This window comes from Serratia sp. TSA_105.2, from assembly GCF_052692115.1.
The window spans coordinates 28,567-43,598 of the sequence record NZ_JBQZFT010000008.1 but is presented as its reverse complement, the minus strand read 5'-3'; the positions used below and the strand labels follow the sequence as shown (position 1 = coordinate 43,598).

Here is a 15,032-nt window from a genome sequence, read left to right as displayed (position 1 = left end):
TTTCGATTTGCTTCTGGCGATTAACGCTTCAGCGCTTCGCTCAGTTCTTCACGCATGGTGGCCAGCATGGCTTTCACTACGCGCGGGTTGCCTGCAACCACGTTGCCGGAGCTGAAGTGGTTGTGGCCACCGACGAAGTCGGTCACCAGGCCGCCGGCTTCACGCACCAGCAGTTCGCCCGCGGCGAAATCCCACGGCTTCAGGCCGATTTCGAAGAACCCGTCTACGCGGCCGGCGGCCACATAGGCCAGATCCAGCGCGGCGGAACCGGTGCGGCGGAAGTCTGCACACTGGGTGAACAGCTTGCCGACGATGTTGATGTAAGGCGTTGCGTGCTGCTTGACCTTGAACGGGAAGCCGGTCGCCAGGATGGTGCCATCCAGATCTTTGGCGTTGGTGCCGCGCAGGCGGTAACCGTTGAGCTGTGCGCCCTGGCCGCGCGTGGCGGTGAACAGTTCGTTGCGCATCGGATCGTAGACCACGGCCACTTCAGTACGGCCTTTGATGCGTACGGCGATGGAAACGGAGAAATGAGGGAAACGTTTGATGAAGTTTGCAGTGCCATCCAGTGGATCGATCACCCATTGCACATCGCGATCTTCGCCGATCAGCTCACCGCGTTCTTCGCTCACGATACTGTGTTGCGGATAAGACTTGCGGATGACGTCGATGATCAGATGCTCTGCATCGCGATCGACGTTGGTGACGAAGTCATTGGTCCCTTTCTGGCTCGCTTCTACAGCGTCCGGGGTTTCGTAGTTTTTGGCAATCAGGTTACCGGCCTTGCGCGCAGCGCGCACGGCGATAGTCAGCATCGGATGCATGGGTATCTTCCAACTAGGATGTTAAAGAACAGGAAACGGCGCGAAGTATAGCAGCTGTTCGGCAAATTGCCTATGGCTGTGTTAAGATGCTGCGATTTTCCGCCACGCTCAGAGTTTGTATGCTGCACAATATCCGCATTGTTCTGGTAGAGACTTCACATACCGGCAACATGGGCTCGACCGCCAGAGCCATGAAAACCATGGGTTTAACCAACCTTTATCTGGTTAATCCGCTGATCAAACCCGATTCTCAGGCCATCGCCCTGGCCGCCGGCGCCAGCGACGTGATCGGCAACGCCACTATCGTCGATACCCTCGATGACGCCATCGCCGGCTGTAGCCTGGTGGTGGGCACCAGCGCACGTTCTCGCACCTTGCCGTGGCCGATGCTGGAGCCGCGTGAATGCGGCGTGCGCGCAGTGCACGAAGGCGAACACGCGCCGGTGGCGCTGGTGTTCGGCCGCGAACGCGTCGGGCTGACCAACGATGAACTGCAGAAGTGCCACTACCACGTCGCCATTCCGGCCAACCCGGACTACAGCTCGCTGAACCTGGCGATGGCGGTGCAGATCCTGGCGTACGAAGTGCGCGTGGCTTACCTCGATCGCCAACAGGCGGGCGCGCCGCAGCTGGAAGAGACGCCGTATCCGCTGGTGGACGACCTCGAGCGTTTCTATCAGCACCTGGAGCAGACGCTGCAGCGCACCGGCTTTATTCGCCCGTCCCATCCGGGGCAGGTGATGAGCCGCCTGCGTCGGCTGTTCACCCGCGCGCGCCCGGAAGGGCAGGAGCTGAATATCCTGCGCGGCATGCTGACGTCGATCGAGAAACAGGATAAACATCAAGGTAATTAATTGATGTGGCATAACGGTGGGCGACAATAGTATTAGTTATCCAAAGGTTATAACATGTATTTTATATACCTTTGTTCTTGCTAAGTTCAAAACGTGCTAATACTTGAGTCAATTACTAGGTTAAATAGTTGACTGTTTTACTCAGGAATGTCAGACTTTCGGCCATATTTGACCAACAGGTAACCATTGAGCTATGAGACTGACATCCAAAGGCCGTTATGCCGTAACCGCTATGCTTGACGTAGCGCTGCATTCCCAGGAAGGGCCGGTACCACTGGCGGACATTTCCGAACGCCAGGGTATTTCGCTCTCTTATCTGGAACAATTATTCTCCCGTCTGCGCAAGAACGGCCTGGTGGCCAGCGTGCGTGGTCCGGGCGGTGGTTATCTGCTGGGTAAAGACGCGGGTGAGATCGCCGTTGGCGCTGTCATCACTGCCGTCGATGAATCGGTAGATGCAACCCGTTGCCAGGGCAAAGAAGGCTGTCAGGGCGGCGATCGCTGCTTGACCCACGCCCTGTGGCGCGATCTGAGCGAGCGCATCAGCGGGTTCCTGAACAACATTACGCTGGCAGAACTGGTCAATAACCAGGAAGTGCTGGTGGTGGCGGATCGTCAAAACAACGATACGCGCCGCACGGCCAACGGTCGTCCGCAAGAAACTATCAACGTTAATCTGCGCGCATAAGCAGCTGGCGAAATTTTTTTAGTTTTTGGAAGTGATGTACGGAGCACAAGAGCAATGAAATTACCGATTTATCTGGATTACTCAGCAACGACGCCGGTCGACCCGCGCGTTGCTGAGAAGATGATGCAGTTTTTGACCCTGGACGGCACTTTCGGCAACCCGGCTTCCCGTTCCCACCGTTTCGGTTGGCAGGCGGAAGAGGCGGTAGACATCGCCCGTAACCAAATCGCCGAACTGGTGGGCGCCGACCCACGCGAAATTGTCTTCACCTCCGGGGCGACCGAATCCGACAACCTGGCGATCAAAGGCGCTGCCAATTTCTACCAGAAAAAAGGCAAGCACATCATCACCAGCAAAACCGAACACAAAGCCGTGCTGGACACCTGCCGTCAGCTGGAGCGCGAAGGGTTTGAAGTGACCTACCTGGCGCCGCAGAGCAACGGCATCATCAGCCTGCAGGATCTCGAAGCGGCGCTGCGCGATGACACCATTCTGGTCTCCATCATGCACGTCAACAACGAAATCGGCGTGGTGCAGGATATCGAAGCAATCGGCGAAATGTGCCGCGCGCGCGGTATCATCTACCACGTTGACGCCACCCAGAGCGTGGGCAAACTGCCTATCGATCTGAGCAAGCTGAAAGTCGACCTGATGTCGTTCTCCGGCCACAAAATCTATGGCCCGAAAGGCATCGGCGCGCTGTACGTGCGCCGTAAGCCGCGCATTCGCATCGAAGCGCAGGTACACGGCGGCGGTCACGAGCGCGGCATGCGTTCCGGCACTCTGCCTGTCCACCAGATCGTCGGCATGGGCGAAGCTTACCGCATCGCCAAAGAAGAGATGACCGAAGAGATGGCGCGTCTGCGCACCCTGCGCGATCGTCTGTGGAACGGCGTGAAAGATATGGAAGAAGTGTATCTGAACGGCGATCTGGAGCACGGCGCACCGAACATCCTGAACGTCAGCTTCAACTACGTTGAAGGCGAGTCGCTGATCATGGCGCTGAAAGACCTGGCCGTTTCCTCCGGTTCAGCCTGTACCTCCGCCAGCCTCGAGCCGTCCTATGTGCTGCGCGCGCTGGGCATGAGCGATGAATTGGCGCACAGCTCGATCCGTTTCTCCCTGGGGCGTTTCACCACGGAAGAAGAGATCGACTACACCATTCAACTGGTGCGTAAATCCATCGGCCGTCTGCGCGATCTGTCCCCGTTATGGGAGATGTTCAAGCAGGGCGTGGACATCAACAGCATCGAATGGGCGCATCATTAATTCTCAGGTTTCAGGAGCAAGGTCATGGCTTACAGCGAAAAAGTAATCGATCATTATGAAAACCCGCGCAACGTGGGTTCTTTCGACAACGAAGATCCTACCGTCGGCAGCGGCATGGTAGGGGCACCGGCCTGCGGCGACGTCATGAAGCTGCAGATCAAGGTTAACGATGAAGGCATCATCGAAGACGCGCGCTTTAAAACTTACGGCTGCGGTTCCGCCATCGCCTCCAGCTCGCTGGTGACCGAATGGATGAAAGGCAAGTCGCTCGATCAGGCTGAAGCGATCAAAAACACCCAGATCGCTGAAGAGCTGGAATTGCCGCCGGTCAAAATTCACTGCTCGATCCTGGCTGAAGACGCCATCAAAGCAGCGATTGCCGACTATAAGAGCAAGCACAGCGCCAAGTAATTTGTCTGAGTCGGCCCGGCCGCGCCGGGCTTTGATGTGAAGTGTGAGGTTGTGATGTCTATTACCATGAGCGACAGCGCTGCGCAGCGTGTTCAGGCGTTTTTGACGAACCGCGGCAAAGGTCTCGGCCTGCGTCTGGGAGTGCGAACTTCCGGCTGCTCCGGGATGGCGTACGTGCTGGAATTTGTTGACGAAGCCAACGATGACGACATCGTGTTTGAAGACAAAGGCATCAAGGTGATCATCGACGGCAAGAGCCTGGTCTACCTTGACGGCACCGAGCTTGATTTCGTTAAGGAAGGCCTGAACGAAGGCTTCAAGTTCAACAACCCGAACGTCTCAAGCGAATGCGGCTGCGGCGAGAGTTTCAACGTCTGACAGTCCATCGTGCTCCCCCGTTTCGGCGGGGGAACTTCATCCGCTAACGCCCAGAGCACGCTATGGATTACTTTACTTTATTCGGGCTGCCAGTTCGCTACACCGTGGACGGCAGCCTGCTTGCGTCCCGCTTCCAGGATCTGCAGCGCCAATTCCACCCCGATCGTTTCGCCAACCAGCCGGAGCGCGAACGCCTGATGGCGTTGCAGCAGGCGGCGACCATCAACGAAGCCTACCAGGCGCTGAAGCACCCGTTAAAACGCGCGGAGTATATGCTATCTTTGCACGGCTTCGATCTGGGCAACGAACAGCATACGATGCGCGACACCGCGTTTCTGATGGAACAGCTGGAACTGCGCGAAGAGCTCGACGCCATTGAGCGCAAGCCGGAGGCGGAAAGCCTGCTGGCCGATTTCGGCGCGCGGCTGGCTGTCTCCATCAAACAGCGCAGCGCGCTGATGCTGCAGCAGCTGGATGGTGAGCAATGGGCGGACGCCGCCGACACCGTGCGCAAGCTGCGCTTTTTGGACAAACTCCAGCAACAGGTTGAACAACTCGAAGAAAAACTGCTGGGTTTTGAGTAACACCTTCTGATTCTGATTGTGGAAGCTTCAACATGGCCTTATTACAAATTAGTGAGCCTGGCCTCAGCGCCGCGCCGCACCAGCGACGTCTGGCCGCCGGCATCGACTTAGGCACCACCAACTCGCTGGTCGCCACGGTGCGCAGCGGGCAAGCGGAAACGCTGGCCGACGAACAGGGCCGCCATTTGCTGCCTTCGGTGGTGCATTATCAGGCGGACGCGCAGCGCGTCGGCTGGGAGGCGCGCCAACAGGCGGCGCAGGATCCGGCCAATACCGTCAGCTCCATCAAACGCATGATGGGCCGCTCGTTGGCGGACGTGCAGCAACGTTACCCGAACCTGCCGTATCAATTCCAGGCCAGCGACAACGGCCTGCCACTGATCGTCACCGCCGCCGGCCCGGTTAACCCGGTCGGCGTCTCCGCCGATATCCTGCGGGCCCTGTCCGCGCGCGCGCAAGCGGCGCTGGAAGGGGAGCTGGACGGCGTGGTGATCACCGTTCCCGCCTACTTCGACGACGCACAGCGTCAAGGCACCAAAGACGCGGCGCGTCTGGCCGGCCTGCACGTCCTGCGCCTGCTGAACGAACCGACCGCGGCGGCGATCGCCTACGGGCTGGATTCCGGCCAGGAAGGGGTGATCGCGGTTTACGATCTGGGCGGAGGCACCTTTGATATCTCCATTCTGCGCCTCAGCCGCGGCGTGTTCGAAGTGTTGGCCACCGGCGGCGATTCCGCGCTGGGCGGCGACGATTTCGATCACCTGCTGGCCGACTGGCTGCGCGAGCAGGCCGGCGTGGCCGATCGCAGCGACCATGGCGTGCAGCGCCAGCTGCTGGACGCCGCCATCGCCGCCAAAATCGCGTTGAGCGATGCCGACAGCGTGCGCGTTGAGGTGGCCGGCTGGCAGGGCGAGGTGACCCGCGCCCAGTTCGAAGCGCTGATCGCTCCGCTGGTGAAACGCACGCTGATGGCCTGCCGTCGCGCGCTGAAAGACGCCGGCGTCGCCGCCGACGAGGTGCTGGAAGCGGTGATGGTCGGCGGTTCTACCCGCGTGCCGCTGGTGCGTGAGCAGGTGGGCGCCTTCTTCGGCCGCGCGCCGCTGACGTCGATCGATCCGGATAAAGTGGTCGCCATCGGCGCCGCGATCCAGGCCGACATTCTGGTGGGCAACAAGCCGGACAGCGACATGCTGCTGCTGGACGTGATCCCGCTGTCGCTGGGCCTCGAAACCATGGGCGGCCTGGTGGAGAAAGTGATCCCGCGCAACACCACCATCCCGGTGGCGCGCGCGCAGGAGTTCACCACCTTCAAAGACGGCCAGAGCGCGATGATGATCCATGTGCTGCAGGGCGAGCGCGAGCTGGTGCAGGATTGCCGTTCGCTGGCGCGCTTCACGCTGCGCGGCCTGCCGCCGCTGCCTGCCGGGGGGGCGCACATTCGCGTTACCTTCCAGGTGGATGCCGACGGTCTGCTGAGCGTCACCGCGATGGAGAAATCCACCGGCGTCGAAGCCTCGATCCAGGTGAAGCCGTCGTACGGCCTGTCGGACAGCGAAATCGCCGGCATAATCAAGGATTCGATGGCCAACGCGCAAAGCGACGTGGGCGCGCGCAAGCTGGCGGAGCAACGCGTGGAAGCCTCGCGGGTGCTGGAAAGCCTGCAGGGCGCGCTGGCCACCGACGCCTCGCTGCTGAGCGAGGCGGAAAGCCAGGCGATCGCCGCCGCGACCCAGGCATTGCAGCAGGCGGTGCAGGGGGAAGATCCCGCCGCTATCGAAGACGCCATCAAAACATTAGATGCACAAACGCAAGATTTTGCCGCGCGCCGCATGGACGCTTCCATTCGCCGCGCGCTGGCTGGCCATTCTGTGGATGAGGTTTAACCATGCCTAAAATTGTTTTCCTGCCCCATCAAGATCTTTGCCCGGAAGGGGCGGTTCTGGAAGCCGAAAAAGGGGAGTCGATCCTCAACGTTGCGCTGCGCAACGGCATTGAAATCGAGCACGCCTGCGAGAAATCCTGCGCCTGCACCACCTGCCACTGCATCGTGCGTGAAGGCTTCGATTCGCTGGAAGAGAGCAGCGAGCTGGAAGACGACATGCTGGACAAAGCGTGGGGGCTGGAGCCGGAAAGCCGTCTGAGCTGCCAGGCGCTGGTCGCCGACGAAGATCTGGTGGTCGAAATGCCGCGCTACACCGTCAACCACGCGCGTGAGCATTAATTGTTAGCCGCAGCGCCAACCCGGAGATCATAATGGGACTGAAGTGGACCGACAGCCGAGAAATCGGCGAAGCCCTGTACGACCAATACCCGGACACCGATCCGAAAACCGTGCGTTTTACCGACATGCATCAGTGGATCTGCGATCTGGAAGAGTTCGACGACGATCCGCAGGCTTCCAACGAAAAAATACTGGAAGCGATCCTGCTGGTCTGGTTAGATGAAGCGGAGTAAATAGCGTAACGGGCTGCCATGGGCGGCCCGTTTATTTTGTATCCGACATACCCGTCGTCTTTCAAACCGCAGCGTTGTTACCTGCACGATCACACCCCAGTCACTTACCTGAGTAAGCTCCTGGGGATGAGATCGCTGGGCGCCTAGCTGCAATTTGAAATCCATAGGGTATGCAATAAAGCCCTAATGAAATAATAAAGGGAACATCCGGAGTAAGAAGGCTATGACAACAGAATTCATGCAGGTCGCGCTGTCGCAACAACCTGCCGACGCCCGTTGGGGCGAAAAAGCGCTGCTCAGCACCAACGGCGAAGGGATGACCATCCACCTGACCGGCGCCGACAAGCTGGGCGCGATCCAGCGTGCGGGCCGCAAAATTGACGGTCAGGGCATCAAAAACGTCAAGCTGGCCGGCGACGGTTGGGACTTGGAAAACAGCTGGGCGTTTTGGCAGGGTTACCGTGGGCCGAAAGGGCAACGCAACGTCGAATGGGCCGAGCTGCCGGAAGCCGCGCGTCAGGAGCTGGATAAGCGCCTGAAGATCGTTGACTGGGTGCGCGACACCATCAATATGCCGGCGGAAGAGCTGGGGCCGGAGCAGCTGGCGACCCGCGCCGTCGATCTGATGTGCGACGTCGGCTGCGATGCCGTCAGCTATCGCATCACCAAGGGCGAAGATCTGCGCGAGCAGAACTATGCCGGCATCCACACCGTCGGCCGCGGTTCCGAACGTCCACCGGTGCTGCTGGCGCTCGACTTCAACCCGACCGGTAACCCGGACGCGCCGGTGTTCGCCTGCCTGGTCGGCAAGGGCATCACCTTCGATACCGGCGGTTATAGCCTGAAGCAGAGCGCCTTTATGGATTCGATGAAGGCTGACATGGGCGGCGCGGCGACCATCACCGGCGCCCTGGCGCTGGCGGCGGCGCGCGGCCTGAAGCAGCGCGTGAAGCTGTACCTGTGCTGCGCCGACAACATGGTCAGCGGCAACGCTTTCAAACTGGGCGACATCATTCGCTACCGCAACGGCAAAACCGTTGAGGTGATGAACACCGATGCGGAAGGGCGCCTGGTGCTGGCCGACGGCCTGATCGACGCTTCTCAGCAGAACCCGCAGCTGATTATCGACTGCGCCACCCTGACCGGTGCCGCCAAAACCGCGGTCGGCAACGACTACCATGCGCTGTTCAGCTTCGACGACGCGCTGGCGCAGGAGCTGCTGAGCAGCGCCGCCGCCGAGCAAGAGCCATTCTGGCGTCTGCCGCTGGCCGAGTTCCACCGCAGCCAACTGCCGTCCAACTTCGCCGAGCTGAACAACGTGGCCGGCCCGGCCTACACCGCCGGCGCCAGCACCGCGGCGGCCTTCCTGTCGCACTTCGTCAAGAATTACCAGCAAGGCTGGCTGCACATCGACTGTTCCGCCACCTACCGCAAAGGCGCGGTGGAGCAGTGGTCGGCCGGCGCGACCGGTCTGGGCGTGCGCACCCTGGCCAATCTGCTGCTGAGCAAAGCCAAATAATTGAACGCCCGCCGCGTCGGGCGCTAGAATGCGCATTATCTTCGGGGCCCAGCATGCTGGGCCTCGCTATTTGATCCCTGGAGTTTGCCATGAGTGCCCATCATCACGATGCCGCCCCGAGCGAGAACGAACTTGAACGCCTGCTGAAGCTGGCGGTGACGGAGCCGGCCCATCGCCCGGCGTTCTTCCGTGAACTGCTCGACGCCACGGTGCTGATCCTCGGCGACAGCGAACAGGTGCAGCAGGACGGCGACATCGCGCTGAACGCGGATACGCCGGTCAATATCCAGCATTGGGAAAAGCAGGACGGCGGCAGCATCATTCCGTTCTTCACCTCGCTGGAAGCGCTGCAGAAAGCCGTTGAGGACGAACAGCCATTTATCGCCATGCCGGCGCGGGTACTGTTCGAAATCACCCAGGGTGCGGATCTGTTCCTCAACCCGAAGGCGGAGTACGGCAAGGAGTTCTATCCGGAAGAGGTGGCGATGCTGCTGGCGACCGGCGGCGTCGTCAAACCGGTGGAGCATTACGTCGATAAAGAGACCCAAATCCTGCTGGGGCAGCCCGAAGAGTATCCGTCGGCGATGGTGGACGCGTTGACCACGCTGTTCAGCCAGCGCAAGCCGGTGCGCCGCGCGTTTCTGGCGCTGATGCACGACCAGGCGGCGGACGAGAAACCGAATTTGCTGATCGGGCTGGAAGTGGACGCCGAGTCGGCGGAGATCGAGGCGTTGATCAACGAGGCCGGCAGCGTCGCCAGCGAAACGGCGCCGAACGACGAACCGGTGGATTTCTGCCTGGTGTCGGAGAAAGAGCGCGGCATCAGCCACTATCTGATCTCCCATACGCAGCCGTTTTATCAGCGCCGCTGGGGCAGCTGGCTGCGCAATTTGATCCCGTCTACCGACAAGACCCAGTAGCGTCGCCACGTTGTCGAAAATGGCCCATGAAGATCATATTTTTTTAATGAAATGTTGATTTTCCCGTAGGCAAGCGTTAACGGCGCACATATAATCTGCGCCACTTGAGAAGGCCGGCAACATTGCAGACCGGCCTGTTTTGGAAGTCATACAGAGGCCATCATGACCGTAGAACGTACCTTTTCCATCGTTAAACCAAACGCTGTAGCCAACAACGACATCGGCGCTATCTATGCGCGTTTCGAGCGCGCCGGTTTCAAAATCATCGCCGCTAAAATGCTGCGTCTGACTCGCGAACAAGCTGAAGGCTTCTACGCTGAGCACAAAGGCCGTCCATTCTTCGACGGTCTGGTTGAGTTCATGACCTCCGGCCCAATCATGGTGCAGGTTCTGGAATCTGAAAACGCCGTGCAGCGCAACCGTGACATCATGGGCGCAACCAACCCGGACAACGCCCTGGCCGGTACCCTGCGTGCCGACTACGCGGACAGCTTCACCGCTAACGCCGTTCACGGTTCCGACTCCGTTGAATCCGCACAGCGCGAAATCGCTTACTTCTTCAACGAAAGCGAAATCTGCGCACGTTAATCGTGCCGTTTCTTGGCTGATAACCCGGCATTCACCGGCTGAAACAATAAAAATGCCCTGAATGCCTTTCAGCCGTAGCCACCCGCTACTAAAATTTGTACAATGCCGCGCCCCTGATGAGACGACTTGTCAGGGGCGTGTTTTTAGTGCCGCCACCCGAATCATGCGGGCTGAAATGCACAACTTACTGTCCATTCTTTAGCGCCATAACGTGTAATAACGAGGCCAGAGATCATTATGTTAGAACCCATCACGTCCGAGCACACCGTGTCTGAAAATAATTCGCTGACTACCCCCTCCGTTAACGTGGAGCAACCGGCTGCGGCCAAAATCAACCTGCTGGACCTGAACCGCCAGCAAATGCGCGAGTTCTTCGCCGAAATGGGCGAGAAACCGTTCCGCGCCGATCAGGTGATGAAGTGGATTTACCACTACTGCTGCGACGATTTCGAGCAGATGACCGACATCAACAAAGTCCTGCGCGGCAAGCTGCAGCGCGTGGCGGAAATCCGCGCGCCGGAAGTGGCGGAAGAACAGCGTTCGGCCGACGGCACCATCAAGTGGGCGATTAAAGTCGGCGATCAGCAGGTCGAAACCGTGTATATCCCGGAAGCCGACCGCGCGACGCTGTGCGTCTCCTCGCAGGTAGGCTGCGCGCTGGAGTGCAAATTCTGTTCGACGGCGCAGCAGGGCTTCAACCGCAACCTGCGCGTGTCGGAAATCATCGGCCAGGTGTGGCGCGCGGCGAAAATCATCGGCGCGCTGAAGGTGACCGGCCAACGTCCGATCACCAACGTGGTGATGATGGGGATGGGCGAGCCGCTGCTCAACCTGAACAACGTGGTACCGGCGATGGAAATCATGTTGGACGACTTCGGCTTTGGCCTATCCAAACGCCGCGTGACCCTGTCTACCTCCGGCGTGGTGCCGGCGCTGGACAAGCTGGGCGACATGATCGACGTGGCGCTGGCGATCTCGCTGCACGCGCCGAACGACACCATCCGCGATGAGATCGTGCCGATCAACCGCAAGTACAACATCGAGACCTTCCTGTCCGCGGTGCGCCGCTATTTGGAGAAATCCAACGCCAACCAGGGCCGTGTGACCGTCGAGTACGTGATGCTGGATCATATCAACGACAGCACCGACGATGCGCATCAGCTGGCGGAAGTGCTGAAAGACACGCCGTGCAAGATCAACCTGATCCCATGGAACCCGTTCCCGGGCGCCCCTTACGGCCGCAGCTCCAACAGCCGGGTGGATCGTTTCTCCAAGGTGTTGATGGAATACGGCTTTACGACTATTGTTCGTAAAACCCGTGGTGACGATATCGATGCCGCCTGCGGGCAACTGGCGGGTGAAGTGATCGACCGTACCAAGCGTACCCTGAAGAAGAAAATGGCCGGGGAACCTATCAACGTACGGGCGGTCTGAATCCTATAGCACCATTTTTTGTTATCTAACAGCCTGTTATGCGCAAGCGTGTCGCTGATAGGCGTTAGCTGACGGCCGATAAGGAAATGAATGCGGGCATGAAGCTGAAACTGTGGGGTGTGTGGCTGGCGGCCGGGTTGTTGGCCGGGTGTTCCGGTTCAGCGCCGGAAAAGGAAGCACAAGTCTCTGAGGCGGGCCAGACGCGGTTGCAACTGGGCCTGGAGTACCTGCAGCAAGGCGACATGGACGCCGCGCGCCAGAACCTGGAAAAGGCGCTGGATGCGGCCCCGCAGGATTACCGCACGCAGTTGGGCATGGCGCTCTACGCGCAGCGGATCGGTGAAAATGCCGCGGCCGAACAGCGTTATCGGCAAGCGCTCAAACTTGCGCCAGGCAATGGCACCGTATTGAATAATTACGGTGCGTTTCTTTGCGGTTTAGGGCAGTATGTACCGGCGCAACAGCAGTTTAGCGCTGCGGCGTTGGTGCCCGATTATGGCCAGGTCGCCGACAGTCTGGAAAACGCAGGTTACTGTTTTCTCAAGGCCGGACAAAACGATGAGGCGCGCACGCTGTTGAGCCGCGCGCTGAAGGTCGATCCGGACAAAGGCACTCCGCTGTTGGCGGAGGCCGAAAAGCAATTTGGAGAAGGGAAGCGCGCCCAGTCGCAACTTTTATTGGATGTTTATCAGCATGTTCTGCCGGCCAGCGCCAGCAGCTTATGGTTACAGATTCGTTTCGCCGCGTTAGCCGGCCGTCAGGATAGCGTTCAACGCTATGGCAAGCAGCTAGCGCGAAGTTTTCCACAATCCAAACAGTACCAGCAGTTCTTAGCTAATGAATACTGAAGCCTCCCAAGATAAAACCGAATCCATGACGACGGGCCAGCGCCTGCGTCAGGCCCGTGAGCAACTCGGGCTGAGCCAACAGACCGTTGCAGAACGCCTGTGTCTCAAAATGTCCACCGTGCGCGATATCGAGGAAGACAGCGTGTCTGCTGACCTCGCGTCCACCTTCGTGCGCGGCTACATCCGTTCCTACGCCAAGCTGGTGCATTTGCCGGAAGATGAACTGCTGCCGATGCTGGCCAAGCAGGCGCCGTTGAAGATGGCTAAAGTGGCGCCGATGCAAAGCTTCTCGCTGGGCAAGCGCCGCAAGAAACGCGACGGCTGGCTGATGAGCTTCACCTGGCTTATCGTGTTCGTGGTGATCGGCCTGACCGGCGCCTGGTGGTGGCAAAACCACAAGGCGCAGCAGGAAGAGATCGCCACCATGGCCGATCAGTCCTCGGCACAGCTTTCGCAGAATAACGAAGGGCAGTCCGTGCCGCTGACCGACGGCAATGCTGACGCCGGTACCAATGTGCCGTTGACTGACAACAGCGCCGCGCCGGCCGATGCCGGCGCAGCGGCTCAGGCGCCGGCGGCTACCGCTCAGGCGCCGAGCGCGGCTCAGCAGCAGCCTGCCGTGGTGTCGCCAAGCCAGACAACCCTGCCGGAAACCGCGCCGGCGGCACAAGCGCCGTTGCCGACCGCCGATGCGGGCGTGGCCGCGCCGGTGGCCGATCCGAATGCGCTGGTGATGGATTTCTCCGCCGACTGCTGGCTGCAGGTGACCGATGCGAGCGGTAAGACGCTGTTCAGCGGCACCCAGAAGCAGGGTGGCAAGCTGAACCTGACCGGCACTGCGCCGTATAAACTGACCATCGGCGCGCCGGCGGCAGTACAGATCCAGTATCAGGGTAAGCCGGTTGATTTAAGCCGGTTCGTTAAGTCAAACCGTGTTGCTCGCCTGACCGTCGCCGCGCAGTAATCGCGCGGCTGGTCGTGATGTCAGAGCAGCAATGGAGAGTAAGTAATGCATAACCAAGCGCCCATCAACCGTCGAAAATCTACACGCATTTACGTCGGCAAGGTGCCTATTGGTGATGGCGCGCCGATTGCCGTGCAGTCGATGACCAACACCCGTACCACCGATGTTGAAGCAACGGTTAATCAGATTAAAGCGCTGGAGCGCGTGGGCGTCGACATCGTCCGCGTTTCGGTTCCTACCATGGACGCCGCCGAGGCGTTCAAACTGATCAAGCAGCAGGTCAACGTGCCGCTGGTCGCCGATATTCACTTCGATTATCGCATCGCGCTGCAGGTTGCCGAATACGGCGTAGACTGCCTGCGCATCAACCCGGGCAACATCGGCAACGAATCGCGCATTCGCTCGGTGGTAGACTGCGCCCGCGATAAGAACATCCCGATTCGCATCGGCGTCAACGGCGGCTCGCTGGAGAAAGACCTGCAGGAAAAGTACGGCGAACCTACGCCGGAAGCGCTGCTGGAATCCGCCATGCGCCACGTGGACATCCTCGATCGCCTCAACTTCGATCAGTTCAAGGTCAGCGTCAAGGCGTCGGACGTGTTCCTGGCGGTGCAATCCTACCGCCTGCTGGCCTCGCGCATCGATCAGCCGCTGCATCTGGGCATCACCGAAGCCGGCGGCGCGCGCAGCGGGTCGGTCAAATCGGCCATCGGCCTGGGCATGCTGCTGTCTGAAGGCATCGGCGACACCCTGCGCATCTCGCTGGCGGCGGATCCGGTCGAAGAGGTGAAGGTCGGTTTCGATATCCTGAAGTCGCTGCGCATCCGCGCGCGCGGTATCAACTTTATCGCCTGCCCGACCTGTTCGCGTCAGGAATTCGACGTGATTGGCACGGTGAACGCCCTGGAGCAGCGCCTGGAAGACATCATCACGCCGATGGACGTTTCGATTATCGGCTGCGTGGTGAACGGCCCGGGCGAAGCGCTGGTGTCCACCATGGGCGTGACCGGCGGCCACAAGAAGAGCGGTTTCTATGAAGACGGCGTGCGCCAGAAAGAGCGTTTCGACAACGAACAGATGATCGACCAGCTGGAAGCGAAAATTCGCGCCAAGGCCGCGATGATGGACGAAAGCAACCGCATCACGGTCAACCTGCTGGAAAAATAAGCGTTATTGCTACACGGCGGGCCTGTTGGCCCGCTTGTTTATGAGCCTGAAGGGCAGAAAACCGCATCCGCGTTGAATACCGGGCGGCAAAGTCCCTATAATCAGGTTCATTTTTACAGACAACGGACAG

17 protein-coding genes are annotated in these 15,032 nt (G+C 59.7%); 16 read left to right on the top strand and 1 reads right to left on the bottom strand.

Annotation, left to right across the window (positions count from 1 at the left end; genetic code table 11):
- Window positions 1-20: 20 nt before the first annotated feature.
- Window positions 21-824, bottom strand: coding sequence for an inositol-1-monophosphatase (gene suhB / locus ACUTSC_RS19955; protein WP_004941400.1), 804 nt, complete (start codon window positions 822-824; stop codon window positions 21-23).
- 119 nt (window positions 825-943) lie between these two features.
- Between suhB and trmJ the strand changes: the two genes are divergently transcribed.
- The 16 genes from trmJ (at window position 944) to ispG (ending at window position 14,902) form a co-directional block, all read left to right on the top strand.
- On the top strand, window positions 944-1,678 hold the full coding sequence (gene trmJ / locus ACUTSC_RS19950) for a tRNA (cytosine(32)/uridine(32)-2'-O)-methyltransferase TrmJ (protein ID WP_025303916.1): 735 nt from the start codon (window positions 944-946) through the stop codon (window positions 1,676-1,678).
- 193 nt (window positions 1,679-1,871) lie between these two features.
- Window positions 1,872-2,366: a Fe-S cluster assembly transcriptional regulator IscR gene (iscR, locus tag ACUTSC_RS19945; RefSeq protein ID WP_004941404.1), complete on the top strand. Its 495-nt coding sequence runs from the start codon at window positions 1,872-1,874 to the stop codon at window positions 2,364-2,366.
- Window positions 2,367-2,420: 54 nt separating this feature from the next.
- On the top strand, window positions 2,421-3,635 hold the full coding sequence (iscS, locus tag ACUTSC_RS19940; RefSeq protein WP_016929764.1) for a cysteine desulfurase: 1,215 nt from the start codon (window positions 2,421-2,423) through the stop codon (window positions 3,633-3,635).
- A 24-nt stretch (window positions 3,636-3,659) separates the two neighbouring features.
- On the top strand, window positions 3,660-4,046 hold the full coding sequence (gene iscU / locus ACUTSC_RS19935; RefSeq protein ID WP_004941408.1) for a Fe-S cluster assembly scaffold IscU: 387 nt from the start codon (window positions 3,660-3,662) through the stop codon (window positions 4,044-4,046).
- Between the two features lie 54 nt (window positions 4,047-4,100).
- Window positions 4,101-4,424 carry an iron-sulfur cluster assembly protein IscA gene (iscA, locus tag ACUTSC_RS19930; RefSeq protein ID WP_004941410.1) on the top strand — a complete coding sequence of 108 codons (324 nt, stop codon included), beginning with the start codon at window positions 4,101-4,103 and terminating at the stop codon, window positions 4,422-4,424.
- A 62-nt stretch (window positions 4,425-4,486) separates the two neighbouring features.
- Entirely contained in the window at window positions 4,487-5,008 is a 522-nt protein-coding gene (gene hscB, locus ACUTSC_RS19925; protein WP_063990540.1) for a co-chaperone HscB, read from the top strand.
- 32 nt (window positions 5,009-5,040) lie between these two features.
- Window positions 5,041-6,891 (top strand): Fe-S protein assembly chaperone HscA, encoded by a 1,851-nt coding sequence (hscA, locus tag ACUTSC_RS19920; RefSeq protein ID WP_197768756.1) that lies wholly within the window; start codon window positions 5,041-5,043, stop codon window positions 6,889-6,891.
- A 2-nt stretch (window positions 6,892-6,893) separates the two neighbouring features.
- Window positions 6,894-7,229 (top strand): ISC system 2Fe-2S type ferredoxin, encoded by a 336-nt coding sequence (gene fdx / locus ACUTSC_RS19915; RefSeq protein WP_004941417.1) that lies wholly within the window; start codon window positions 6,894-6,896, stop codon window positions 7,227-7,229.
- Window positions 7,230-7,261: 32 nt separating this feature from the next.
- On the top strand, window positions 7,262-7,462 hold the full coding sequence (gene iscX / locus ACUTSC_RS19910) for a Fe-S cluster assembly protein IscX (protein ID WP_006327336.1): 201 nt from the start codon (window positions 7,262-7,264) through the stop codon (window positions 7,460-7,462).
- 223 nt (window positions 7,463-7,685) lie between these two features.
- Entirely contained in the window at window positions 7,686-8,981 is a 1,296-nt protein-coding gene (gene pepB / locus ACUTSC_RS19905; RefSeq protein WP_197768755.1) for an aminopeptidase PepB, read from the top strand.
- Between the two features lie 89 nt (window positions 8,982-9,070).
- Window positions 9,071-9,901, top strand: coding sequence for an enhanced serine sensitivity protein SseB (sseB, locus tag ACUTSC_RS19900; protein WP_102984273.1), 831 nt, complete (start codon window positions 9,071-9,073; stop codon window positions 9,899-9,901).
- Window positions 9,902-10,063: 162 nt separating this feature from the next.
- The gene (gene ndk / locus ACUTSC_RS19895; protein WP_004941424.1) at window positions 10,064-10,489 is read left to right on the top strand and encodes a nucleoside-diphosphate kinase; all 426 of its coding nucleotides are present in this window, start codon (window positions 10,064-10,066) and stop codon (window positions 10,487-10,489) included.
- A 237-nt stretch (window positions 10,490-10,726) separates the two neighbouring features.
- Complete coding sequence (locus ACUTSC_RS19890; RefSeq protein ID WP_004941426.1) at window positions 10,727-11,923, top strand: bifunctional tRNA (adenosine(37)-C2)-methyltransferase TrmG/ribosomal RNA large subunit methyltransferase RlmN; 1,197 nt, start codon at window positions 10,727-10,729, stop codon at window positions 11,921-11,923.
- 98 nt (window positions 11,924-12,021) lie between these two features.
- Complete coding sequence (pilW, locus tag ACUTSC_RS19885; RefSeq protein WP_197768754.1) at window positions 12,022-12,771, top strand: type IV pilus biogenesis/stability protein PilW; 750 nt, start codon at window positions 12,022-12,024, stop codon at window positions 12,769-12,771.
- On the top strand, window positions 12,761-13,735 hold the full coding sequence (rodZ, locus tag ACUTSC_RS19880; RefSeq protein ID WP_197768753.1) for a cytoskeleton protein RodZ: 975 nt from the start codon (window positions 12,761-12,763) through the stop codon (window positions 13,733-13,735). The genes pilW and rodZ overlap by 11 nt, the downstream gene beginning before the upstream one ends.
- Before the next feature lie 45 nt (window positions 13,736-13,780).
- Window positions 13,781-14,902 (top strand): flavodoxin-dependent (E)-4-hydroxy-3-methylbut-2-enyl-diphosphate synthase, encoded by a 1,122-nt coding sequence (gene ispG / locus ACUTSC_RS19875; RefSeq protein ID WP_016929756.1) that lies wholly within the window; start codon window positions 13,781-13,783, stop codon window positions 14,900-14,902.
- Window positions 14,903-15,032: the final 130 nt, after the last annotated feature.

Excerpts from the sequence above, each read along its gene's own strand:
- iscU (WP_004941408.1), top strand. The coding sequence starts at position 3,660 with ATGGCTTACAGCGAAAAAGTAATCGATCATTATGAAAACCCGCGCAAC.
- ACUTSC_RS19890 (WP_004941426.1), top strand. The coding sequence starts at position 10,727 with ATGTTAGAACCCATCACGTCCGAGCACACCGTGTCTGAAAATAATTCG.
- iscX (WP_006327336.1), top strand. The coding sequence starts at position 7,262 with ATGGGACTGAAGTGGACCGACAGCCGAGAAATCGGCGAAGCCCTGTAC.
- hscB (WP_063990540.1), top strand. The coding sequence starts at position 4,487 with ATGGATTACTTTACTTTATTCGGGCTGCCAGTTCGCTACACCGTGGAC.
- iscR (WP_004941404.1), top strand. The coding sequence starts at position 1,872 with ATGAGACTGACATCCAAAGGCCGTTATGCCGTAACCGCTATGCTTGAC.
- rodZ (WP_197768753.1), top strand. The coding sequence starts at position 12,761 with ATGAATACTGAAGCCTCCCAAGATAAAACCGAATCCATGACGACGGGC.
- iscS (WP_016929764.1), top strand. The coding sequence starts at position 2,421 with ATGAAATTACCGATTTATCTGGATTACTCAGCAACGACGCCGGTCGAC.
- ispG (WP_016929756.1), top strand. The coding sequence starts at position 13,781 with ATGCATAACCAAGCGCCCATCAACCGTCGAAAATCTACACGCATTTAC.
- pepB (WP_197768755.1), top strand. The coding sequence starts at position 7,686 with ATGACAACAGAATTCATGCAGGTCGCGCTGTCGCAACAACCTGCCGAC.
- sseB (WP_102984273.1), top strand. The coding sequence starts at position 9,071 with ATGAGTGCCCATCATCACGATGCCGCCCCGAGCGAGAACGAACTTGAA.
- suhB (WP_004941400.1), bottom strand. The coding sequence starts at position 824 with ATGCATCCGATGCTGACTATCGCCGTGCGCGCTGCGCGCAAGGCCGGT.
- fdx (WP_004941417.1), top strand. The coding sequence starts at position 6,894 with ATGCCTAAAATTGTTTTCCTGCCCCATCAAGATCTTTGCCCGGAAGGG.
- ndk (WP_004941424.1), top strand. The coding sequence starts at position 10,064 with ATGACCGTAGAACGTACCTTTTCCATCGTTAAACCAAACGCTGTAGCC.
- trmJ (WP_025303916.1), top strand. The coding sequence starts at position 944 with ATGCTGCACAATATCCGCATTGTTCTGGTAGAGACTTCACATACCGGC.
- hscA (WP_197768756.1), top strand. The coding sequence starts at position 5,041 with ATGGCCTTATTACAAATTAGTGAGCCTGGCCTCAGCGCCGCGCCGCAC.
- pilW (WP_197768754.1), top strand. The coding sequence starts at position 12,022 with ATGAAGCTGAAACTGTGGGGTGTGTGGCTGGCGGCCGGGTTGTTGGCC.
- iscA (WP_004941410.1), top strand. The coding sequence starts at position 4,101 with ATGTCTATTACCATGAGCGACAGCGCTGCGCAGCGTGTTCAGGCGTTT.